Origin of the sequence: Streptomyces sp. NPDC057424 (assembly GCF_042803315.1) — a bacterium.
Classification (GTDB): Bacteria; Actinomycetota; Actinomycetes; order Streptomycetales; family Streptomycetaceae; genus Streptomyces.
In genome coordinates, this window is sequence record NZ_JBHVCP010000008.1 from 175,517 (window position 1) to 197,708 (window position 22,192).

The 22,192-nt window shown below is 73.0% G+C and carries 20 protein-coding genes, 1 tRNA gene and 1 pseudogene; 10 read left to right on the forward strand and 12 right to left on the reverse strand.

The window, feature by feature from the left end; genetic code table 11:
* Nucleotides 1-15 precede the first annotated feature (15 nt).
* Nucleotides 16-1,830: a glycoside hydrolase family 15 protein gene (locus ACFU3E_RS10295; RefSeq protein ID WP_384154612.1), complete on the reverse strand. Its 1,815-nt coding sequence runs from the start codon at nt 1,828-1,830 to the stop codon at nt 16-18.
* A 187-nt stretch (nt 1,831-2,017) separates the two neighbouring features.
* Here ACFU3E_RS10295 and ACFU3E_RS10300 point away from each other — a divergent pair, with 187 nt between their 5' ends.
* Genes ACFU3E_RS10300 through ACFU3E_RS10320 form a run of 5 tightly spaced genes read left to right on the forward strand, consistent with a single transcriptional unit; the run spans nt 2,018 to nt 7,303 of the window.
* Nucleotides 2,018-2,842 (forward strand): glycosyltransferase family 2 protein, encoded by an 825-nt coding sequence (locus tag ACFU3E_RS10300; RefSeq protein WP_384154614.1) that lies wholly within the window; start codon nt 2,018-2,020, stop codon nt 2,840-2,842.
* Nucleotides 2,839-4,122, forward strand: a complete 1,284-nt coding sequence (locus ACFU3E_RS10305) for a glycosyltransferase (protein WP_384154616.1) — start codon at nt 2,839-2,841, stop codon at nt 4,120-4,122. The genes ACFU3E_RS10300 and ACFU3E_RS10305 overlap by 4 nt, the downstream gene beginning before the upstream one ends.
* Nucleotides 4,123-4,137: 15 nt before the next feature.
* The gene (locus ACFU3E_RS10310) at nt 4,138-5,502 is read left to right on the forward strand and encodes a lipopolysaccharide biosynthesis protein (RefSeq protein ID WP_384154618.1); all 1,365 of its coding nucleotides are present in this window, start codon (nt 4,138-4,140) and stop codon (nt 5,500-5,502) included.
* A complete protein-coding gene (locus tag ACFU3E_RS10315; protein ID WP_384154620.1) occupies nt 5,499-6,482 on the forward strand; it encodes a glycosyltransferase family 2 protein in 984 nt (327 codons plus the stop codon). Before ACFU3E_RS10310 ends, ACFU3E_RS10315 begins: the two co-directional genes overlap by 4 nt.
* Nucleotides 6,479-7,303, forward strand: a complete 825-nt coding sequence (locus ACFU3E_RS10320; protein WP_384154622.1) for a polysaccharide deacetylase family protein — start codon at nt 6,479-6,481, stop codon at nt 7,301-7,303. The genes ACFU3E_RS10315 and ACFU3E_RS10320 overlap by 4 nt, the downstream gene beginning before the upstream one ends.
* 7 nt (nt 7,304-7,310) lie before the next feature.
* Here the strand turns inward: ACFU3E_RS10320 and ACFU3E_RS10325 are convergent, their stop codons facing one another.
* From ACFU3E_RS10325 to ACFU3E_RS10335, 3 genes are read right to left on the reverse strand one after another with little or no spacing between them, the layout of a single operon-like run.
* Entirely contained in the window at nt 7,311-8,129 is an 819-nt protein-coding gene (locus ACFU3E_RS10325; protein WP_384154624.1) for a family 16 glycosylhydrolase, read from the reverse strand.
* A 5-nt stretch (nt 8,130-8,134) separates the two neighbouring features.
* A complete protein-coding gene (locus ACFU3E_RS10330; protein WP_384154626.1) occupies nt 8,135-9,874 on the reverse strand; it encodes an FAD-dependent oxidoreductase in 1,740 nt (579 codons plus the stop codon).
* Complete coding sequence (locus ACFU3E_RS10335) at nt 9,871-11,700, reverse strand: glycosyltransferase (protein ID WP_384154628.1); 1,830 nt, start codon at nt 11,698-11,700, stop codon at nt 9,871-9,873. The genes ACFU3E_RS10330 and ACFU3E_RS10335 overlap by 4 nt, the downstream gene beginning before the upstream one ends.
* A gap of 195 nt (nt 11,701-11,895) precedes the next feature.
* Between ACFU3E_RS10335 and ACFU3E_RS10340 the strand changes: the two genes are divergently transcribed.
* Complete coding sequence (locus ACFU3E_RS10340) at nt 11,896-12,768, forward strand: alkaline phosphatase family protein (protein ID WP_384154630.1); 873 nt, start codon at nt 11,896-11,898, stop codon at nt 12,766-12,768.
* Nucleotides 12,769-12,777: 9 nt separating this feature from the next.
* On the opposite strand, the gene ACFU3E_RS10345 is transcribed toward ACFU3E_RS10340, so the two are convergent.
* A complete protein-coding gene (locus ACFU3E_RS10345) occupies nt 12,778-13,863 on the reverse strand; it encodes a GNAT family N-acetyltransferase (RefSeq protein WP_384154632.1) in 1,086 nt (361 codons plus the stop codon).
* On the reverse strand, nt 13,860-14,951 hold the full coding sequence (locus ACFU3E_RS10350; protein ID WP_384154633.1) for a phosphotransferase family protein: 1,092 nt from the start codon (nt 14,949-14,951) through the stop codon (nt 13,860-13,862). The genes ACFU3E_RS10345 and ACFU3E_RS10350 overlap by 4 nt, the downstream gene beginning before the upstream one ends.
* Nucleotides 14,952-15,112: 161 nt before the next feature.
* On the opposite strand from ACFU3E_RS10350, the gene ACFU3E_RS10355 reads away from it, so the two are divergent.
* A complete protein-coding gene (locus tag ACFU3E_RS10355; RefSeq protein ID WP_384154635.1) occupies nt 15,113-15,841 on the forward strand; it encodes a TetR/AcrR family transcriptional regulator in 729 nt (242 codons plus the stop codon).
* Here the strand turns inward: ACFU3E_RS10355 and ACFU3E_RS10360 are convergent.
* The 3 genes and pseudogenes from ACFU3E_RS10360 to ACFU3E_RS10370 form a co-directional block, all read right to left on the reverse strand.
* Nucleotides 15,807-16,628, reverse strand: coding sequence for a DUF427 domain-containing protein (locus tag ACFU3E_RS10360; protein ID WP_384154637.1), 822 nt, complete (start codon nt 16,626-16,628; stop codon nt 15,807-15,809). The two genes, ACFU3E_RS10355 and ACFU3E_RS10360, sit on opposite strands and share 35 nt — an antisense overlap.
* Nucleotides 16,629-16,686: 58 nt before the next feature.
* Nucleotides 16,687-16,860, reverse strand: a pseudogene (locus ACFU3E_RS10365) (aldo/keto reductase); the annotation flags it as partial.
* Nucleotides 16,861-16,977: 117 nt separating this feature from the next.
* Nucleotides 16,978-17,051: transfer RNA gene (locus tag ACFU3E_RS10370), tRNA-Pro, on the reverse strand.
* A 98-nt stretch (nt 17,052-17,149) separates the two neighbouring features.
* Here ACFU3E_RS10370 and ACFU3E_RS10375 point away from each other — a divergent pair.
* The gene (locus tag ACFU3E_RS10375) at nt 17,150-17,689 is read left to right on the forward strand and encodes a DUF309 domain-containing protein (RefSeq protein ID WP_384154639.1); all 540 of its coding nucleotides are present in this window, start codon (nt 17,150-17,152) and stop codon (nt 17,687-17,689) included.
* A 121-nt stretch (nt 17,690-17,810) separates the two neighbouring features.
* Nucleotides 17,811-18,584, forward strand: coding sequence for a precorrin-6A synthase (deacetylating) (gene cobF / locus ACFU3E_RS10380; RefSeq protein ID WP_384154641.1), 774 nt, complete (start codon nt 17,811-17,813; stop codon nt 18,582-18,584).
* Here cobF and ACFU3E_RS10385 read toward each other — a convergent pair.
* The gene (locus ACFU3E_RS10385) at nt 18,566-19,330 is read right to left on the reverse strand and encodes a cobalt-precorrin-6A reductase (protein ID WP_384154642.1); all 765 of its coding nucleotides are present in this window, start codon (nt 19,328-19,330) and stop codon (nt 18,566-18,568) included. The two genes, cobF and ACFU3E_RS10385, sit on opposite strands and share 19 nt — an antisense overlap.
* Nucleotides 19,331-19,420: 90 nt before the next feature.
* Here ACFU3E_RS10385 and ACFU3E_RS10390 point away from each other — a divergent pair, with 90 nt between their 5' ends.
* The gene (locus tag ACFU3E_RS10390) at nt 19,421-20,221 is read left to right on the forward strand and encodes a TIGR01458 family HAD-type hydrolase (RefSeq protein WP_384154644.1); all 801 of its coding nucleotides are present in this window, start codon (nt 19,421-19,423) and stop codon (nt 20,219-20,221) included.
* Here ACFU3E_RS10390 and ACFU3E_RS10395 read toward each other — a convergent pair.
* Complete coding sequence (locus tag ACFU3E_RS10395; RefSeq protein WP_384154646.1) at nt 20,207-20,980, reverse strand: sulfite exporter TauE/SafE family protein; 774 nt, start codon at nt 20,978-20,980, stop codon at nt 20,207-20,209. The two genes, ACFU3E_RS10390 and ACFU3E_RS10395, sit on opposite strands and share 15 nt — an antisense overlap.
* A gap of 78 nt (nt 20,981-21,058) precedes the next feature.
* The coding region (locus tag ACFU3E_RS10400; protein WP_384154648.1) for a thiolase family protein at nt 21,059-22,192 on the reverse strand (1,134 nt) is incomplete at its 5' end.

A 22,192-nucleotide genomic window follows, 5' to 3' on the forward strand; every position in this document is an offset into this window, starting at 1 on the left:
GCCGGGAGGGCGGGCTCAGCGCCGGCCCGGCCCGGGCCCCGGGCGGTTCCCCCCGGATGCCGGAGACAGGCCGAACGCCGTCTCCACCAGGGCGATATGGCTGAACGCCTTGGGCGCATTGCCCAGCTGGCGCCCCGCGTCCGGGTCCCACTGCTCGGCCAGCAGGCCGACGTCGTTGCGGACGGCGAGGACCCGTTCGAAGGCCTCCCGGGCCTGCCGGGGGTGCCCTGTTCCGGCCAGGGCGTCGGCGTACCACAAGGAGCAGGAGACGAACGTGGCCTCGTCGCCGTCCGCGGCCTCGGGCCGGGTGCCGTCCGGCGCGTACCGGCGGACGAACCCGCCGTGCCCGAGTCGGCCCAGGGCCCGCACGGTGCCGCGTACCCGCTCGTCGTGTGCGGGCAGGAACCCGACCCGGGGGATGAGCAGCGCGGAGGCGTCCAGGCCGGGTGCGCCGTAGGACTGCACGAAGGAGCGCTGCGCGGTGTCCCAGCCCTCCCGGCAGACCTGCCGGTGCACCTCGTCCCGCATGGCTCGCCATTCGCCGGATGAGCCGTTGCGTCCGAGCAGCTCGCCCATGCGCACGGCACGGTCGGCGGCGACCCACGTCATGACCTTGGAGTGCACGAACTGCCGCCGCGGCCCGTGCTCCTGCCACAGGCCCTGGTCCGGTTCGCGCCAGTGCCGCAGCAGGAATCCCATGAGCGACTCGACCAGGTCCCACACATGGGTGGGCATCGGGATCCCGGCGCGCAGCGACAGCCACAGCGTGTCCATGACCTCGCCGTAGACGTCCAGCTGGAAGGTGCTCACCGCCGAGGTGCCGAACCGCACGGGACGGGAGCCCTCGTAGCCGGGCAGCCAGGGCGCTTCGGATTCGGGCAGCAGCCGCTGCCCCTTGACGCCGTAGACGGTCTGGAGATCGGCGGGGTCACCGGCGACGGCCCGCACGAGCCAGCCCAGCCAGGCCGCGGCCTCGTCCCGGTAGCCGCTGCGCAGCAGGCAGGAGAGGGTCCGGCTGGAGTCGCGCAGCCAGCAGAAGCGGTAGTCCCAGTTGTTCTCGCCGCCGATGCGGCCGGGGAGCGAGGTGGTGGGAGCGGCGACGATGGCGCCCGTGGGGGCGTAGGTGAGGGCCTTGAGGGTGATGAGGGACCGCACCACGGCGTCCCGCCACGGCCCCTGGTAGCGGCACCGGGCGGCCCAGCGCCGCCAGAAGTCGGTGGTCTCCTTCAGGGCGGTCTCCGCCGGGACGGACAGGGGCGACGGGGGCACGGGCCGGTGCGACGGCGTCCACCCCAGAGTGAGGGCCAGCCGGCGCCCGGCCGTCACGGAGAAGTCCCAGACGGTCGCGTCCTCGTCGCCCCGGTCGCGCACATGGCCGTCGCAGCCGAGCCAGACGGCGTCCGGGCCGGCGACCGCTACGGTGCAGTGACCGGCGTCCCGGACCCAGGGCACGACGCGGCCCTGGTGGAAGCGCAGGCGCAATGCGCTGCGCAGGTCCACCGTGCCGGACAGGCCCTCGACCAGGCGGACGATGCATGGCACGTCGGCACGCGGCGGCATGAGGTCCGTGACACGCACCGTTCCCGTGGGCGTCTCCCACACGGATTCCAGGACCAGAGTGTCGGCCCGGTAGGAGCGGCGGGTGCACAGCCCGCCGGACACGGGGGCGAGACGCCAGCGCCCGTTGTCCTCGGTGCCCAGCAAGGCCGCCAGACAGGCCGGGGAGTCGAACCGGGGCAAGCAGAGCCAGTCGACCGACCCGTCCCGGCCGACCATGGCGGCCGTTTCCAGATCGCTGATGAGGGCGTAATCCTCGATGGGTGCATTCATGATCGGGACTACGCCGCCGTACACTTTGCCGCTTTCCACCCTACGACGGACAAAGCACCCGGAACAGGCCTCCCAGCTGCGGACGTCACACCGCCCTTGACCTCAGGAACAAAAGGGGCAAGATGTACGTATACGACGTAAATATATGACGTCTCCTCGGGGGCGCCTCACCGGAAGACCCCGCATCATGAACCACACGCATCGCCTGACCGAGCATCCCTCCTTCACCCACGCCGACGGCTACGGCTCCGTCCCCCCGGACCGCGCCGCCCACCCCCTGCGCCGGGCCGGGGACCGCCCCCCGCCCCGCGCCACCGTGAGCCTGGTCGTCCCCGCCCGCAACGAGGCCCGCAACATCCCCTGGGTCTTCGAGCAGATCCCGGACTGCGTCGACGAGGTCATCCTGGTCGACGGAGACTCCGTCGACGCCACGGTGCACATGGCGACCCGGTGCCTGCCGGCCGTCCGCCATGTCGAGCAGAGCGGCCCGGGCAAGGGCAACGCCCTGCGCACCGGCTTCCGCTCGGCGACCGGCGACCACATCGTGATGATGGACGCCGACGGGAGCATGCTGCCCGGGGAGATCCCGCACTACCTGCACTTCCTCGACAACGGCTTCGACTTCGTCAAGGGATCGCGGTTCATCGCGGGCGGCGGCTCCCTCGACATCACCCGCATCAGGCGGCTCGGCAACCAGGCACTGCTGGCTGCCGTGAACCATCTCTACGACGCCAAGCTGACGGACCTCTGCTACGGGTTCTGCGCCTTCCGCCGTGACTTCCTGGACGACCTCGACCTGCACTCCTCCGGGTTCGAGATCGAGACCGAGATGATCGCCCACGCGCTGCGCTCGGGGCTGCGCATCGCCGAGGTCCCGAGCCTCGAACTGCCCCGGCGCAGCGGGCGTTCCAACCTGCATGCCGTCTCCGACGGCCGCCGGGTGCTGCGTACGCTGCTGTCCGAGCGGCCCGGGGCCCGCTCCGCCGCGCGGACCGCCGGGAGCGCGGCATGAGCGTCACCCGGCGTCCGGCGGTCGCCTCCCGTCCCGCGGAGGATCCCGGTCCGGCCGAGTCCGCGTACACGCCGGTCGGGGTCGTCGACGTCGATCTGACCCGGCCGTACGAGTTCCGTACGCCCGCAGACCCGGGTCCGGTCCGTCCGGCGGCGCCGGTGCTGGCCCTGGTGCGGCTGCGCGGCCGCCCCTTGGGTCTGGTCACGGCGGGCGGCCGGCCGGGCGGCACGCCCGAGGACCTGTGGCGGTCCGTGGCCGACACGGCCCGGCGGCGGTTCGTGTTTCCGCGCGCGGGGACCCCCTCCCGGGCCACCTCGCCCGTCCCGCCGTCCTTCAGTGTGATCATCGCGACGCACAACCGGCCGGAGATGCTCCGGAGCTGCCTGGACTCCCTGCTGCGGGTGCAGTACCGGGACTTCGAGGTGATCGTCGTGGACAACGCACCGGCCGACGACGCTGCCGAGCGGCTGGTCCGCGACGCGTACGCGGACCGGGTCCACTACGTCCGGGAGCCGGTGGCGGGCCTGGCCCACGCGCACAACCGGGGTCTGGCCGCCGCCCGCGGCGAGATCGCCGCATTCACCGACGACGACACCCTGGTCGACCCGGGCTGGCTCGCCGCACTCGCCGAGGGCTTCGCTCAGGGCCCCGGCGTCGGCTGCGTGACCGGGCTCATCGTCCCGGCCGAGCTGGAGACCGCGGCTCAGGCGGCCCTGGAACGGCACGGCGGCTTCGCCAAGGGGTTCGCGCCGCGCACCTGGTCCCTGCACCACCCGCCGAAGGACCCGCTGTTCCCCTTCACGGCGGGACGCTTCGGGTCCGGTACCAACATGGCGTTCCGTGTCGGCACGCTGCGCGCGCTGGGCGGTTTCGACCCGGCCACGGGCACCGGGACCCCGGCCCACGGCGGCGACGACCTGCTCGCCTTCTTCCGGGTCCTGACGACCGGTCACACCCTGGCATACCAGCCGGACGCGATCGTCTGGCACCGCCACCGCCGCACCCGGGACGCTCTGGACGCCCAGGCGTTCGGCTACGGGGCCGGGCTCGGTGCCTACCTCACCGGCGCCCTGGCGCGCGACCCTCGCATGATCCCGGCCCTGCTGCGCAGGCTGCCCCGGGGCATCCGGTACGCCGTCGCCCAGGCCCACCGCAAGGCCGAGGCCGGCAGCGGGCGGTCGCGAAGGCTGGCGCGGCTGGAGCTGCGCGGGCTGCTGTACGGGCCGATCGGATATGTGCGCAGCCGCCGCCTGAATCGCGCGGGCCGCGGCCCGCGCTGAGGAGAGACCGTGTTCATGTCCCAGGGAACAGCCGAGGTGCCCAAGGCCACGGGTACATCGGGCCGGCGGCGCACGCTGACCACGGCGGTGCGCACCGGGATCTCCCATGTCCTGCCCAGCGAGCCCCTGGTGCGCAACGGCCATCTGCTGGCTGTCAGTTCCCTGGTCAACGCCGGAGTCGGAGCGATCTTCTGGCTGTTCGCCACCCACTGGTACGACGACGAGGTCGTGGGCGTGAGCTACTCGGCGCTCTCCGCGTCGCTGCTGCTGGCCAACATCGGCCAGCTCAACCTCAACGACTTCCTGATCCGGTTCCTGCCGTGCTCGGGTCGGCAGACCCGCAGACTGCTGCTCACCTGCTACGCGGTGACCGCCTCGTGGAGTGCCCTGGTCTGCTTCCTCTTCGTCGTCCTCGTGCCCGCCCTCTCCCCCGACCTGGCCTTCCTGCGCGATCCCCTGGTCGCGGTCTGGTTCGTGGCGGCGACCGCCGCGTACACCATCTTCGTCCTCCAGGACGGCGCGCTCACCGCGATGCGCCGCCCGGGCTGGGTGGTGGCGGAGAACATGGTCTTCGCCTTCGTCAAGATCGCGCTGCTGGCGGGGGGTGCCGTCCTGGCCCTGAGGACCGGGATCCTGCTCTCCTGGGCGGGAGCCCTGCTCGTCTCCCTCCTCGTGGCCAACTACCTCCTGCTGCGGCGGGCGGTGCCGCGCCACGAGCGGGAGAACCCCGAGGCCGTGCGTCCGCCGCGGCTGATGAGTTACGCGGCGGCCGACTACACGGGCTCGCTGTTCCGGATGGCCGCCTACACCCTCGTGCCCCTGATGGTGCTGAGCGCCCTCGGGGCGGAACAGAGCGCCTACTTCTCACTCGCCTGGATCATCGGCTACGTACTGTTCCTGGTGGTGCGCAACATGGGCAGCTCGCTGGTCGTCGAGGCGGTGCGCCGCCCCGAACGGCTCGCGGAGCACGGGCTGCGGGTGCTGCGCCACTCCGGGATGATGCTGGCCACCGGTGTCGCCGTGATCGTCGCGGCGGCCCCGTGGATCCTGACGCTGTTCGGGCCCGGCTACGCCGAGCACGGCACCACCCTGCTGCGTCTGCTGGCCCTGTCCGCGCTGCCCAACCTGGTGTTCAGCGTGGCCGTGGACGTGTTGCGGGCCCGCCGTCGCATGCGCCTGGTCGTCGGGATGCAGATCGCCCTGTGCGTACTGGTGCTGGGGCTGGTGCATCTGCTGCTGCCGGTGCTCGGGGTGACGGGCGCGGGTGTCGCCTGGCTGGCGGCGGAGTGTCTGATCGCCACGCCCCTGCTGATCTGGCGGTCCCACTGGCTGACGCCCGCTTCCCCGGAGGACGTCATGAGTTCCGGGAGAACCTCATGAACACCGCACCGAGCCTCTCGGTCGTCGTGTGCGCCTACACGCTGGACCGCTGGGAGGACATCCAGGCCGCCATCACCTCGGTCCACTCCCAGCGCCGTCCACCGGACGACGTGGTGCTGGTCGTCGACCACTGCCCGGAACTCCAGCGGCTCGCCACCCGCCTGCTGCACGGCGTCCGCGTGCTGCCCAACCGGCACCGCAAGGGCCTGTCCGGCGCCCGGAACACCGGCGTCGAGGCGGCCGTCGGGGACGTGGTGGCGTTCCTCGACGACGACGCCACAGCCCATCCGGCGTGGGCGGCTCGGCTCCTGGCCGACTACCGCGACCCGCGGGTCGCCGGCGTCGGCGGGCTCGTCGTCCCCTGGTGGGAGACGGACCGGCCCGCCTGGTTCCCGCGGGAGTTCGACTGGGTGGTCGGCTGCTCGTACCGCGGCCTGCCCGAAGAGCCCGCGCCCATCCGCAACTTCATCGGGGCCAACATGTCCTTCCGCAAGGAGGAGCTCCGCGCGGCCGGCGGCTTCCGCACGGACCTGGGGCGGGTGGGTACCCGCCCCCTGGGCTGCGAGGAGACGGAGCTGTGCCTGCGCATCAGGTCCCGCCACCCGGACGCCGTACTGCTCCACGACCCCTCGGCCGCCGTCCGGCACCGCGTGCCCGCCGTACGCGCCACCTGGTCCTACTTCCGCTCCCGCTGCTACGCCGAAGGGCTCTCCAAGGCGCTGGTGGCCCGGTACAGCGAGGGCGCAGCGGCCCTGTCGAGCGAGCGCACCTACCTCACCTCGACCATCCCGCGCGCCTACCGCGAGGCGCTGCGGCCCGGCCGGCCCGCCCCGGCGCGCACGGCCCTCGCCCTGACCCTCGGGGTCGGCGCCACCGCCGCGGGTTACGCCGCGGGCTCGGTGCGCGCCCGGCGCTCCACGTCCGGCGGCCGCACCGCACCGGCCCGTCGCACATCGGCGAGGAGGAGGCGCCCGGCATGACGTACCAGCCCGTCCCCGTGTTCCTGTACCACTCGGTGTCCATCGACCCGCCCCCGTGGATCGCGCCGTTCACCGTGAGCCCGCGGGTCTTCGCCGAGCAGCTCGACCTGCTCGCGGACAACGGACTCGACGTCGTCCCGCTGCGGCGTCTGGTCGCCGCGCTGCGCGGCGGTCCGCCGCTGCCGCCCCGCTCGGCCGTGCTGACCTTCGACGACGGTTTCGCCGACTTCCACTCCGCGGTGGCGCCGCTGCTCGCCGCCCGCGGCCTGCCGGCGACCCTCTACGTGACCACGGGTGCGCTGGGCGGCCTGTCCTGGCCGCCGGAGCGCGGCAGCCTCCTGCCGCCCGGCCCGATGCTGACCTGGCGTCAGGTGCGGGAGCTGGATCCGTTCGTCGACATCGGCGGGCACACCCGGACCCACCCTCAGCTGGACGCCCTTCCCCGGCAGTCCGCCCTGGAGGAGATCCAGGGCTGCAAGGCCCGTCTCGAGGACGCCCTCGGGCATCGCGTCGACGCCTTCGCCTACCCCCACGGTTACTCCAGCCGCACGGTCCGCCGGCTGGTGGACGAGGCGGGCTGGACCTCGGCCACGGCCGTCCGGTACGGCTTCAGCTCCGGCGCGGACGAACCGCTGCGCATCGCCCGGCTGATGGTGCGCGCCGACACCACCCGGGACCGCTTCCTGGCCTGGGCACAGGGCACGGGCGCACCCGTGGCCCCGTTCCCCGAGCGGGCCCGGTCCAAGGCCTGGCGAAGCTACCGGCGCCTGCTGGCCGGCCTCGACCACCCCTACCCGTCACTGCCCGCGCCCGCCCGGTGAGGCTCCTTCACTCCTGCCAGACGCGCACCCAGTCCACCGTCATCCGGGCGGAGTCCACCGAGGGGGGCGGTGACCGGGGCACTCCGACCGCGAGATTGACCAGGACCTCCATCGGCACCCGCGGGATCCGCTCGGGCTCGGTCACCCTGAAGCGCCGGACCCCGTCGACGTACCAGCTCACCTCGCCGGGGGTCCAGAGCATGCCGTAGACGTGGTGTTCCTCCGCGAACGGGACGGGCCCGTAGGTGCCGCGGGCCCGCTGGTCGCCGCCGTCGGGCCCGCGCCAGTGCGTGTACATGAAGACCCGCTCCGTGCCTCCGAGGAATTCCATGATGTCGAGCTCGGGGGGCGTGAACCTGGACGCCGGCATCATCCAGAACGCCGGGAACATGCCCGCCTGTTCGGGGATGCGGATCGACGCCTCGAAGTATCCGTAGGTGAAGACGCGCCGGGGGTCGCCGTACCAGTCGTCCCGGCCGGTCGAGATCATGCCGGACCGCCATGGGTAGGTCTCGTCGTCACTGCCCCGTGTCTCGCGCCGCTCGGCGTTCAGGCTGAGCAGGCCGTCGCGGACGGACACCTGGCCGGGCAGGTACCACTGCTCCTCGTCGTTGCCGCTGTTGGTGCAGCCGTCCTGGTTCCAGTCGTAACAGGTCGCCCAGCGGTCGGTGTCGAGTCCCGCACCGTCGAACTCGTCGTGGAAGGTGAGTTTCCATGCCTGCGGCACGGGCTTCGGCCTGGGCGTGTCCGGCTCGGTGGCGCCGCATCCCAGCGCCAGCACCAGTGCCAGCGCGGCCAGGGCGGGGCGCAGTCGTCGCGCGCGCACGGGGGCTACCGCCGTTTCCCGGCCGTCACAGCCGCGGTGAGGCGGCGGGCGGCGAAGCCGGTGCCTGCGACGAACCGCAGCAGCGGACCGAAACTCGGGGCCGCCGCGAGCCCGGTGAAGTACAGGCCGGGCGTGGAGGACTCGAACCCGGACGTCAGCACCGGCGCTCCGGCGAAGACCCGCAGCGACCGTCTCAGGCCGGGATCGAGGACATCCAGGCGGCGAAGGTCGACCCGGTAGCCCGTGGCGGCCAGGACGTGGTCGACCACGATGTCCTCCGGCCAGCCGTGCTCGTCGAGCAGCCGCAGCCGGACCACCCCGTACCCCGGCTCGGCGGCGATCAGCGTGCGGCCGCACAGCACCGGGAACCGGCCCTCTGCCCGCTCCTTCAGCCACCAGGCGCCGGCCGGCCTCGGTACGGCACGCAGCAACTCCATGCGCAGCGGCGCGGGGAGGCGGCGGTAGGCCGCCCCGCCCCGGCTGACGGTAGCCAGCAGGGGGCGTCCGCGCCCGAGCGGTGAGCCGGGGCCCGGCAGCCGGGAGCGGTCGCCCGTGCCGTTCGGCGGCGGGGGGTCGAAGACCACGGCCGACGTGCGGGCCACGAGGGTGGGCCGGGCCCGGGCCTCGTGCAGCAGGGTCGCGCACTCCAGGCCGGACTGCCCGGCCCCGAGGACGGCGACGCGCTCCCCCGCGAAGCGGCGCAGATCCCGGTGCCGGCTGGTGTGCGAGGCGAGCCCTTCCGCGGCGCACTCCCGCAACACCCGGGGGACGTAGGCGTGGGGCACCGCTCCGGTGGCGAGCACCACGGAGGCGGCGAGCGGTTCCTCACCGGAGTCGAGAAGCAGCCGGAAGCCGCCCTCTTCGGCGCGGATCCGGCGCACTCGGCACGGCTCCGGTTCGGGCACCAGGTGCTCCTGGAACCAGCGTCCGTAGTCGATGTACTCGGCGAGCGGAACCGGGCGGCGGTCGTCGGCCCCGGTCAGGCCACGAGCCGCGCGGAAGTCCCCGAGGGCGTAACCGTGCCGCGGTGCCGCGATCGCCGAGGCGGCCGGGAGGGTCTGCAGCAGCATGCCGTCGGGCATGTGGGCCCGCCACGACTCCATGGTCTGCCCGAAGACCCGCAGCCGTACGCCGGCTGCTTGCAGGTGGCAGGCGGTGGCCAGGCCGTAGGGCCCGGCTCCGACGACGGCGGTGGTGACCCGGTCGACCGGCGGCGGGCCGGGGCTCCGCGGCCGGGCGGGCGGGGTTCCGGGCGCCGTCCGTGCCGCGGTGCGCGGCTCGGGTGGGGTGTCCGTCGCCGGGCCGGGGCGGGCGCCGGAGGCCGGCGGTGCGTCGTCCGTGGGGGTGCCCCGCACGCCCGGCCGGCGGCTGCCCGGTGTGGGCAGCAGGGCCAGGAGCGACGTCATGACCGCGAGGGTGGTGATCACGCGCGCGGTGGTGAAGGTCTCGCTGAGATAGAACGGCTCGACCGCGAGGACCGCCAGGCACAGGCTGAGCAGCACGGCGAGGAACACGGTCTCCACGACGAACGGCCAGCCCTTCGCGTGCCAGGGCGTGGGCCTGGCCCATCGCGTGGCCGCGGACCCCGGGCACAGCAGCAGGAAGACGCAGACGACCAGCGTGCGCGGGACGCCCGCGTCGGGCAGGGTCAGGGTCGCGGCGAGCGCGAGCCAGCCGGACAGCGCGAGTGCGATGCGCAGCGGCCATCTCCAGCGTGGCGGGAGGCTCATGGGGAGGGTGGTCATGGCGCCTCTCCCGCGTCGGGGTTCTGGTAGCGGAACACCACGGCGTCCCGGTTCTCGAACACGCGCACGAAGCCCCAGGTGTCCGACATCGCCTTGTCCATGCGCTGCATGGTGTCGGCGGGCAGCGTCCCGTTGAGGTAGCACTCGGCGGCCTGGGCGCGGCTCAGCACGATGTAGGCCGGTTCGCGCACGGTGGCACCGTCGATGAACGGCTCCAGCCCCTCGATCGGGTTTCTCACCAGCCGCTGGCGGACCTCGAGGTCCTGTTCGTTGAGCTGGATCCGCGGATGCTTGTCGTAGTTCATCTCCAGGCCGGGCACGTCCGAGGTGAGGGAGACGATGAGGGACCCGGGAGGCGTGGTGGCCGTGACGAAGCGGGTGGCCGCCACCTCCTCCTTGGTGAAGTAGTTGGCCGACTCCTTGCCGTAGTAGCCGAAGAGCAGCCCGCCCAGCATCGCCAGCAGCAGCGGGGCGACCAGGAACACACGCAGCCGTGGATGTCTCCGGGACTCGAACAGCAGGGCCGAGACGAGCAGGGCGGCGGCGGGCAGTGCGAACAGATAGGCACGGAAGATCATCTCCCCGCCGTAGGAGTTCGCGATCAGGACCGGCATGGGGGCCAGGACGAGCAGCGGCATGACGGTACGGCGGGTCCAGCGGCGCCTGACGAAGGCGAGGGCCGCCAGCAGGAACACCGCGGCGGACAGGCCCCGGTCGATCCAGGAGACCTGCACCTGCCCGGGCGCTGCGGTGCCCAGGGTCGCCAGTCCGGAGACCACGTTGGAGTCCGGCTTCAGCAGCGCGCCGACGAACTCGCTCAGGTTGGCCGAGACGAACGGTCGCGCGACGGTGGCGTCCCAGACCACGGTCAGCAGCACCCCGGCTCCCAGCACCGGCAGCAGCACGCGTCGGTTGCGGCGCGGCAGCGACAGGGCCACCAGGGCGCTGACCATCATCAGCGGGGTCAGCGGGTGCGAGCAGACGATCACGCCCATGATCAGCACGACGAGCAGGAATCTGCCGACGGACCATGCCCTGGCGGTGTCGCCAGGAGGTCTCTCGGCGAAGGCCCGCAGCTGTCCCGTCAGGAGGGCGATGAGCGCGACGAAGAGCAGGAACGCGAAGGCCTGGGGCGCGAAGTAGTCCTGCCCGACCCAGGAACAGGAGTAGAAGACCCAGACGGCTCCCCAGATCAGCCTCCGGTCCGTGGTCACGGCCCGGTAGATCAGCAGCAGCGGCGCGAGCAGCAGGACGTTGTTGACGGGCGGGGCCCACACCGCGTAGCCGAGCGACGACTCCAGGCCGGTGGCCTGCACCACCAGTGCGTTGAGGTGGAAGAAGCCCGGCCACTGGTCGTAGACGTCGAGCTTCTCCGCGCTGGGCACGTTGCCGCCGTTGCGGATCATGGCGTCCACGACGGCGACGTGCTTCCACGCCCAGCCGTAGCGCAGGGTGGGGTACAGCAGCGCCGGGGTGGCGTGCAGGACCGCGATCAGACCGAGGACGTAGGCGGCGAACCAGCTGCCCCGGGTCCGCCGGTCGGACAGGGCGACGCAGAAGCCGACGGCCAGCAGGCCGAGGGCGATCCAGAAGAGCACGGGAAGCACCTGGAGCAGGCCCAGGTCGGTCATGGCGTCCAGATTCACGTGGCGCAGGGACAGCAGCCACAGGGCGAGCGCGACGGGCAGGGCGGCCCGCGCCACCCACTGGAGTGCCGTGGTGCGCCGCCGCCCGGGCGGCACGACCGGTGTGCCACCGGGTCGCCGTGTCTCCAGGGGAGCACGCGGCGCCCACTGACCTGTCGTCAGCGGCGAACGCTTGCCCATGGATATGCCTCCCGCACGGCGGGTGCGACGACCGGGCCGGGGACGCCGTCCGAGGCACTTCCTCCATCGGCACACACCAGCGATCCATACCGGCCAATATGCGGCATAAGTGCTAAAAATTACGTTACTGCCGTTCAGTGCGACCGGCAGCACGGATGGACCGGCCCTCAGGGGAGAGCAGTGACACCACGAGTGATGACGCCGTCCCGACGGGCGCACCGCGTGCGGACGTCGCTCGTCGCCGCCTCCGCCGCCCTGGCGGCGCTCCTCCCGCTGGCGGGCTGCGGCTCCCCTGACCAGGGCAGCGGCGTCCCGCGGCCGGACCACATCGTGGTGGTCGTCGAGGAGAACCGGGGCTACGAGGACGTCATCGGCTCGCCCGAGGCCCCGTTCATCAACGAACTGGCCCGCAGGGGCGCCAATCTCACCCAGTTCTTCGCCATCACCTATCCGAGCCAGCCGAACTATCTGGCCCTGTTCTCCGGTTCCACACAGGGCGTCGACAACGACTGCCCGAACGAGTTCTCCTCCCGCAACCTCGCCTCCCAGTTGCTGCAGGCCGACCTGGAGTTCACCGGCTACGCGGAGAGCCTGCCGAGCGTCGGCTTCAAGGGCTGCACCAGCGGCCCCTACGTGCGCCGGCACACACCGTGGGTGAACTTCACCAACCTTCCGGACTCCGTCAACCGGCCGTGGACGGACTTCCCCGAGGACTTCTCGGACCTGCCGGAGGTCTCCTTCGTCATCCCGAACCTCGACAACGACATGCACGACGCCGGCATCGAACGGGGCGACACCTGGCTGCGGAAGAACCTCGGGGACTACGCGGACTGGGCGATGACCAACAACAGCCTGCTGGTGGTCACCTGGGACGAGGACGAGGGCGGCGAGGACGAGGACAACCACATCCCGACCGTCGTCGTCGGCGAGCAGGTGAAGCCGGGCGACCACGACCAGCCCAACAACCTGTACGGGCTGCTGCGCACCATTCTGGACGCCTACGGCCTGGACCCGCTCGGCCACAGCGCCGAGGCCGAGCCTCTGGACATCTTCAAGGGCGACGGCTGACCGGCGCCGTCAGGCGTCCCGGAACCGGATCGCGCGTTTGACGGCGGTGCGCAGTGCGCGCTCGGCCGAGGAGACGGGCAGCCGTTCCCGCCAGTACCGGGGGGAGGGGTGGCTCACGGCCCCGAAGCCCGCCTTGAAGTGCTCCAGCGAGGAGCCCGGGGCAGATTCCCCCATGTCGAAGATCCGGCAGCCCTGCTCGCACGACTCCTCGATGGCCAGCCGGTACAGCAGGGGGGTCGCCCGGACCGGATGGGCCACGTCGCGGTTCATCGCGGCCCGCCAGAACTTGGCGTGCGGGCCGTGCCGCAGGACGACGATGGAGGCCGCGGGCTCCCCGGCGTCCCAAGCCATCCAGATCGCGCAGGACGCGCCGAGCCGGGCGGCCACCGCGGCCAGCCGCCCGGTGGGGAACTCCCGCCTCCTGCGCCACCGGGCCAGCGCCAAGGGCTCGTGCTGTTGCGCGGCCCAGCGCTCGATGGACTGGTCGTACAGTTCCTGGAAGACGGGCACCAGCCGGCCCGTGCGGTCCACCTCCACGTCGACACGCGCCTTTTCGGCGCGTTTGACGTCCCGCCGGACCCGGGTGTGGAAGCGGTGCTGCCACAGGGTGCCGAAGCCGCCGTCGAGGTCCACCGCCTGCGTCGTGTGGGCTTCCAGCCGGAACGTTCCGGGGGCTGCCCGCTCCCACACGTCGGCACCCTGCGGCCGGAAGCGCACCCCGACGCGCAGGGCGGGCCGGTGCGCCAGGTCGTCGAAGAGCGACCGCGCCTGCTCGGGGGTTACGCCCCCGGGGGTCAGCGGCCCGCCGATGCCCCAGCCGGACGGCCAGGACTCCTCCGCGTCCAGCCGCCGGGGCCGGCGTCCCCTGCTGACGAGGGGCAGCACGATCCGGCTGCCGTCGGGGAACGCGTAGAGACGGCTGGCGTCCCGGTACGGTCCGGAATCGCACAGGCAGTCGAGCCAGGCGGGGGTCTGGGTGACCCCGGTGTCCGGGTCCCGCGCTGCCAGGTCCCACCAGGTCGCGCGGGGGGCCGGGGTGGTGACGTGCGCGGGACCGGCCACGGTGTCGATCAGGAGTTCAGTGGGTGTGTTCACGGCGTTCTCCTGCGGGAACGTGCACTCTGCGCCGCTTCTCGGGCGGGCACCTCGCCCTCGTGCGCCATGACCTCCCCGAGCACGGACACGACGTTGCCGGCGACCCACCGGTGACTTCGCGCGTAGCGGGCCGACTTCTCCAGGTTCCCCGCGACGTGCCACAGCCAGGTCAGCAACGTCACGGCCGTCTCCGCCCGCGGGCCGGAAGGCAGGGCCCGCACGTCGGCGAGCAGCCGCCGGTCCTCGGGCATCAAGGAGGCCCGCCGCACCACATCGGCCACGACCCGGCCGAACTCCCGCCCCGCGAGCTGGTGCCGCATGGTCAGCACGAAGGTGTGGCAATCGAGCAGCGAGGGGCCGTCCGGGACCGCGCCCGCCCAGTCGATCACCCCGGACAGGGTTCCCCGGGGCTCCGCCAGCAGCACGTTGCCCGGGTGGAAGTCGCCGTGTGTCCACCCCACCAGTAGACGGCGACCGGCCAGCTCGCCCTCCACCAGTTCGCGCACGGCCGCCAGTGCTTCCGCGCCCTCGCCCCGCCGGCACCAGCGGACCTGCTCGGCGAGGACGGCCAGCCGGGGCGTCACCCAGTCGCCCACCCGGGCGGTCACGTCTTCGCTCCGTCCGGTGGCGCGGTGCAGCTCACGGATCGCCGCCAGGGCGGACTCGGTGACCCGGCGGGCCAACTCCGGCGAGCGCCGCAGCAGCACATCGGCCTCCACACCGGGCAAGCAGGTCTCCACCACCAGCGGAAGCGGTCCGTCCAGGCGCCGTTCCTCCACCAGGGGAAGCAGCCGCCGCCACGCGCCGAGGCGTTCGTCCCGGGTCAGCAGCCGCACGGCTTCGCACTCCTGCGCCAGCGAGGCGGCCGCCCGGGCGCTGCGGGGGTGTTTGACCACGGCGGCCTGCGCGTCGCCGTCGTCGAGCCGGAAGACGAGGAGGTCGGAGAAGGTCCGCCGGGGCCGGTGCGGATCGCCTTCCGCACCGAGCGAGTCCGTGAGCCTGCGTGCGGCCAGCACGTCGACGGGACGCGTCAGAAGAGGGGCGGGGCGCAGCGGGAGGAGCCCCCTCAGCTCCTCGGTGAACGTCATCCGGCACTCCTTCCAGCCAGATGCCCACGTATGACCCCATACCACCTCTTTTCATCTTCAGTGCCGCTCGGCCGAGGTGCGACTCGGCGCGGATCGTGTATGTGTACGTCGTAGAGGGTCGGCTCCGCCGGCTCCGTCCCTGCGCACACCGAGGAGGCAGCATGGCGAACGGCCGTGGGCCGCACGAGGCCCGCCGCGCCAGCGACCGCGGCCGTTACGGCCGACTGAGCCGGGAACGGGTGCTGGCCAGCGCGCTGGAGCTGGTGGACAGTGAGGGGCTCTCGGCGCTCAGCATGCGCCGCCTCGGTACCGCGCTCGGTGTGGAGGCCATGGCGCTGTACCGGTACGCGGCGAGCAAGGACTCCCTGCTGGACGGGCTGGTCGAGGCGTTGTACCTGGAGCTGGAGGAACGGCTGGCCGCCGACGGCGGCGAGGATCCCGACTGGCGGGCCGGGCTGCACCGGATCGCCCGCGAGACCTACGCCGTGTGTCTCGCGCACCCGCAGGCGGTGCCGCTGCTCGCCACGCGTCTGCTGGCGGTCCCGCTGGCCCGCAGGCCCCCCGCGGTGCTGCGCGATCACGAAAGGGTGCTGACCCTGCTGCGGGGCGCCGGTCTCGACGAGGCGGCCGCGGCCGACGTGTTCCGCGCCTTCACGGCCTGGCTGCTGGGCTACGTGTCCGTGGAGCTGCGCCCGATGGTGGACAACCCGGACGAGACCGACCCGGCCTTCCGCCTCGGACTGCACCGGCTGTCCGCGAAGGAACTGCCGATGCTGAGGGAGACGGCGGCCGCGCTCGCCGAGCAGGGCGGTCCCGAGGGCCTCGCGGCCGGCCTCGACGCCCTGCTCGACAGCTTCACGAGCGGCTCCCCTTCCGCAGCATCCGGCTGAACGGCGTCTCCGGCCGCTCCAGGCGCTCGCCGTCCAGGGTGATGTCGACGACCTCGTTGAAGAAGGCGACGCGCCCCTGGATCGCCGCCACCGCGGGCAGCGGCTCGGGGTAGGTCCACACCAGGTTGGGCGGCACGTCGGCCTCGCCGCGCCAGGACCAGTAGGCGGCGGTGCCCTTGTAGGGGCATCCGGTGTGGTGGTCGGTGGCGTCGAACAGGTCGAGACGGACGTCCTCGCGGGGGACGTAGTACCGGGTGGGCAGGGAGGTCTCGAAGAGCAGGACGGGGGCGTGGCTGTCCGCGACGACCTGTCCGTCGATCTCGACCTGCACGTGCCGGCTGCTCGGCAGCGCGTCGACGCGTTTGTGCGGGTCACGGGGGTGGATGAAGATCTCCTCGTCCTCCTCGTACCAGTGGTCGAGGCCCGTGTCGGTGCGCAGGAACCATTCGAAGGCGATGTGCCCGGCCAGGTCGTCGGCGGGGAACGTCCAGGCCGCGTTCTCGCGTATCTCGCCGCCGGCGTCGAGGTCGTAGAAGATCCGGGAGCCGGTGTGGGTGCCGGTTCGCGGGCTCTCGGCCGGGCGGAGGAGGTCGGTCCGGACGTCCGCGCGCGGGAAGGCGTACTGCGGCACGGGCAGTCCGGGTTCCCAGACGAGCACCGGGTGCCGGCTGTCGACGACGGTGACATCGCCCTTGCGGCCGCGCACCCAGCGCTCGCTGGGCTCCCACATGAGCCCTTCCGGGGTGGTCCTGATCGAGGCCGCGGGGTGGGCCGGGCGGGTGGTCATGGCCGCTGCTCCTTCCGGAGGTCCGGATGCCGTTCCCCTCCACGGTCCCACGGTGTCGGTGCGCCGCGTCCAGCCGGGCGCGCTGCTCCGTGGTCAGCTCCAGGTCCACCGCGGCCAGGTTCTCCTCCAGCTGCGCCACCGAGGAGCCCGCCGCCAGCGGCAGGACGGGCAGTTCGCCGCCGATCTGCCGGGCGAGGACGACCTGGTTGACGGTCGCGCCGGTCTCCCTGGCGGGCACACAGGGGGGTCTTCAGCCTGGAGTGCTCTCGAGGTCAACGACGTGCGCACGACGACTCGCGCACGACGAAAAGGGTCCCGCAGGCGTCGGCCTGCGGGACCCTTCGCACCGTCGGGACGACAGGATTTGAACCTGCGACCCCTTGACCCCCAGTCAAGTGCGCTACCAAGCTGCGCCACGTCCCGGTGCGCGCCACCCGCGGTGAGCCGCGTGATCGCGCGAACAGCACCTTACCCCACACCCCTGGCCGCGCCGAAAACGGGCCGGGCGGGACAATCGGCGTATGGGCAGCACAGGAGAGACCTACCCGGGCCGGCCGGGCGACGCACGGGACCGCGACAGCGAGGGGCGGGCGCGCAACGCCCGGCCCCGGGACGGTCTCGGGCGGCCCCTGCCGTACGACGCGGACGGTGTGGCCCGGCAGCCCGAGGGTGTCGTCCGCACCCCCGAGGAAACCGTCGCGGAGGCCCAGCGGCTGCTGGACGAGGGCAAGCCGTTCCACGCGCACGAGGTCTTCGAGGACGCGTGGAAGTCGGGGCCCGACGAGGAACGCGAGCTGTGGCGCGGCCTCGCCCAGCTCGCCGTGGGGCTCACGCACACCGCCCGCGGCAACCTGACGGGCGGGGCCCGGCTGCTGCGGCGCGGGGCGGGCGCGGCCGAGGCCTGGGTGTCCGGCTCCGGTCAGACGCTGCCGCACGGGATCGACGTGGCGAGCGTCGCCGCGTGGGCACGGGACCTGGCCGAGGACGTGGAGCGGCACGGCCGGCCGGTGGACGCGGGGGAGCGGGCCCCTCGGCTGCGGGATGGGGCAGCCGGCCGCTGAGCCGGGACACGGGGTGCGGAAGCCGGGCTGTGACGACGCCAGGAGCGCTGCCCCCGGACCCGGGGGACGCCGAAACGACCGCGGTGAACGCGCCCTCACCCCCGTGCGGCAGACTCATGGCGTGCGAAAGATTCATGTCATCGGTATCGGTGCGGGCGACCCCGACCAGCTCACCCTCCAGGCGGTCAGGGCGCTGCGGGGCACGGACGTGTTCTTCATCCTGGAGAAGGGCGAGGTGAAGGCGGATCTCACCGGGCTGCGCCGGGACATGCTCGACGCGCACGTACCGCAGGGGACGTACCGCGTCGTCGAGGCGCGCGACCCGGAGCGGGACCGGAGCGCCGGCGGCGCGGCCTACTCCCCCGCCGTCGGGGACTGGCGCAGCGCCCGTGCCGACATCTACGAGCGGCTGATCACCGAGGAGCTCGCCGAGGAGCAGACCGGCGCGTTCCTGGTGTGGGGCGACCCGTCGCTGTACGACAGCACGCTGGGGATCCTGGAGGAGGTGCTGGAGCGGGGCGCCGTGGCGTTCGAGTACGACGTCGTGCCCGGCATCAGCAGCGTCTCGGCGCTCGTCGCCCGGCACCGCACGGGCCTCAACCGCGTCGCCCGGCCGGTTCAGATCACCACCGGCCGGCGGCTGGCGGAGGGCTTCCCGGAGGGCGTGGACGACGTGGTGGTGATGCTTGACGCCCACCAGACCTTCCGGCAGTACGCGGACGAGGAGGTCGACATCTACTGGGGCGCCTACATCGGCACTCCGGACGAGATCCTCGTCTCCGGCCCGATCGCCGAGGCCGCCCCCCGCATCGAGCGGTTGCGGGCCGAGGCCCGCGAGCGCAAGGGCTGGATCATGGACACCTATCTGCTGCGCCGTCACCCCGGCTCGGTGTGACCGCCCTGCCCCAGCCCCAGCCGTTCCAGCACGCCCTCCACATCGGAAACGGCCGTCACACCGTCCGGCAGCGGCGGCCGCCGTACGACCACGACCGGCAGCCCGAGGTCCCGGGCCGCTGTGAGCTTGGCCGCCGTCGCCGCTCCCCCGCTGTCCTTGGTCACCAGGACGTCGACGCGGTGCTCCCGTAGCAGGACAGTCTCGCCGGGGACGGTGAACGGGCCGCGGGCGAGCAGCACATGGGTGTCGGGCGGCATCGGCGGCTCGGGGGGATCCACCGACCGCACGACGAAGTGGAGTCGCGTCAGGTGGGCGAAGGAGGCCAGGCCGAGGCGCCCGGTGGTGAGCAGCACCCGGCGGCCGAGACGCGGAAGCAGGTCCGCGGCAGCGTCCAGTGAGGGGACGGGGTGCCAGAGGTCCCCGGGACCGGGCCGCCACCCGGGGCGGCGCAGCACCACCACGGGTACGCCGGTCTCGGTCGCGGCGCGGGCCGCGTTGGCCGTGATCGCCTCGGCGAAGGGGTGCGTGGCGTCGACGAGCGCGTCCACGCCCTGCTCCCGCAGCCACCCGGCCAGGCCCCCGGCCCCGCCGAATCCCCCGACGCGCATCTCCCCGTCGAGCGCCCCCGGCTTGGCGACGCGCCCCGCGAGGGACGTCGTGACGCGGACACCGGGGCGCGCGGCCAGCGCGGCGGCCAGGACACGGGCCTCGGCCGTGCCGCCGAGGATCAGGACGTGAAGGGACACGGCGTCGAGCGTACGAGGTCCCTCCCGGGCGGCCGGCGGCGGGACGGGGGCCGAGCGGCGGAGGGTGCTGACTGTGGCTATCGTCCTGGCATGGACTCCGTGCGTGCCGTGCTCGTGGACATCGACGGGGTGCTCACCGTCTCGTGGCGGCCGTTGCCCGGGGCCGTGGAGGCGTTGCGGGAGGTCCGGGAGGCCGGGCTCGCCGTCCTGCTGGTCACCAACACCACCTCCCGTACCCGGGCGTCGATCGCCGGGACCCTGGCGGAGGCGGGGTTCCGGGTGTCCGCCGAGGACATCCTGACCGCGCCCGCAGCCACCGCCGCCTACCTCGCGGAGCACTGTCCGGGCGCCCGGTGCGCGCTGCTGAACAGCGGTGACATCGCCGAGGACCTCGACGGTGTCACCGTCGTCGAGACCAGTGGCACCGGGGCCGAGCCGGATGTCGTCCTGGTGGGCGGGGCCGGTCCCGAGTTCGGCTACGAGGCGCTCGACCGGGCCTTCGGGCATCTGCAGCACGGGGCCCGGCTGGTGGCGATGCACCGCAACCTGTACTGGCGTACCGACGAGGGGCTGCGGCTGGACTCGGGGGCGTTCCTCGCCGGGCTGGAGCGGGCCGCGCGGGTGGAGGCAGAGATCACCGGCAAGCCGTCGCGGGCGTTTTTCGAGTCGGCGCTCGCCCGGCTGGGCGTCGGCGCGGACGAGACGGTGATGGTCGGGGACGACGTCGAGTCCGACGTGCTGGCGGCGCAGCGGGCCGGGGTCACGGGGGTGCTGGTGCGGACCGGGAAGTTCCGGCCGGAGACGCTGCGGGACGCCGACGGCACGCCCGATCACGTGATCGACTCCTTCGCGGACCTTCCGGAGCTGCTGCGGGAGTCAGCGCAGGAGTAGCTGCAGACCGCCCACGACGGTCGCCGCGATGACGAGCTGCTCGAACAGCCGCTGGTTGATCCTGTGCACGGCCCACTTGCCGAACAGCGCGCCCGGCACCACGAAGACCACGAGCGCCAGGTCGAGGAGCAGCGAGCTGCCGTCGATCAGGCCGAGGCCCGCGCTGAAGGGCAGCTTGGAGACGTTGACGATCAGGAAGAAGAAGGCCGAGGTGCCGAGGAAGCCGAGCTTGCGGAAGCCCGCGGAGAGCAGGTACATCGACATCACGGGGCCCCCGGCGTTGGCGACCATGGTGGTGAAGCCGCCGAGGACACCGTAGGAGCGGGCCTTGAGGCGGCCCGGCCGGGTGGTGACCGACTCCGGCTCCTCCTCCTTGTCGGCCGTGCGCCTGCGCCACACGGTCACGGCGGCCATCAGCAGCAGGATCGCGCCGATCGAGGTCCGTACGATCGCGTCGTCCGCCCAGACCAGGAACACCGTGCCGACGACGACGCCCGCCGCGACCGCCGGGAACAGCCGCCACAGCGTGGGCCAGTGGGCGTGCCGCCGGTAGGTGGCGACGGCCAGGAGGTCCCCGGCGATCAGGACGGGCAGCAGCACGCCGGTGGAGGCGCGGGCGGGCAGCACCGCCGCGAAGATGGCGAGACTGACCGTGTTGGCCCCGCTCACTGCGGTCTTCGAGAAGCCGACGAGCAGGGCCGCGAAGGCGAGGGCGGCGAACTCCCAGCCGGTGATGTGCCAGAGCGTCATGGTGTTCATGCGAACACTGATGCTATGTGCAACGAACAGGTGCTCGTAAGCGCCGTCTCGCCTGGTGGGCCCCGCCCGCCAGGTCCGCTAGGCCCGCTCGACGAGCACCGCGCTGCCCTGCCCCACCCCGACACACATCGTGGCGAGCCCGCGCCCCGCCCCCGTGCGCCGCATCCGGTGGAGCAGCGTCGTCAGGATGCGGGCGCCGGAGCACCCCAGGGGGTGGCCGAGGGCGATGGCGCCGCCACTGGGATTGACCAGCTCCGGGTCGATGCCGAGTTGGTCCACGCAGGCCAGGGCCTGTGCGGCGAAGGCCTCGTTGAACTCGGCCTCGTCCAGGTCGCCGACGCTCCAGCCGGCGCGGGTCAGCACCTTGCGGGTGGCGGGGACGGGGCCGATGCCCATGACGTCGGGGTGGACACCGGCGGAGGCGCCGGCGACGTAGCGGCCCAGGGACTCCAGTCCCAGGTCGTTCAGGGCCTGCTCGCTGACGAGGAGGAGGCCGGCGGCGCCGTCGTTCATCGGCGAGGCGTTGCCCGCAGTGACGGTGCCGCCGTCGCGGAAGACCGGCTTCAGCCGGGACAGCTTCTCGTACGAGGTGTCCTCACGGACGCACTCGTCGGTGTCGACAACCACTCCGTCGGGGCGCTCCACGGGGAGAAGCTCGTCGTCGAAGTGACCGTTCTTGCGGGCCAGGGCGGCGCGCTGGTGGCTGCGCAGGGCGAAGCCGTCCTGGCGTTCGCGGGGGATGCCGTACCGCGCGGCGACCTCTTCGGCCGTCTCTCCCATGGCCAGCATGCCGTGCAGATCGCGCATCGCCGGGTTGACCAGCCGCCATCCGAGGCGGGTGTCGGCGGTCTCCATGCGGTGCGGCAGGGCCTCGTCGGGGCGGGGCAGGACGAAGGGGGCGCGGCTCATCGACTCGGAGCCGCCCGCGATCACGATGTCGGCCTCGCCCGCGGCGATGGTGCGGGCGGCCGTGGTCACGGCCTCCAGGCCCGAGGCGCAGAGGCGGTTGACGGTGGCGCCGGGCACGGAGTCGGGGAGGCCGGCGAGCAGGGCGGCCATGCGGGCGACGTTGCGGTTGTCCTCGCCGGCCTGGTTGGCGGCGCCCCAGTAGACGTCGTCGATCCGCGCCGGGTCCAGCGCGGGCACGCCGGTGGCCAGGGCGCGGACGACGGTGGCGGCGAGGTCGTCGGGCCGGATCGAGGAGAGGGATCC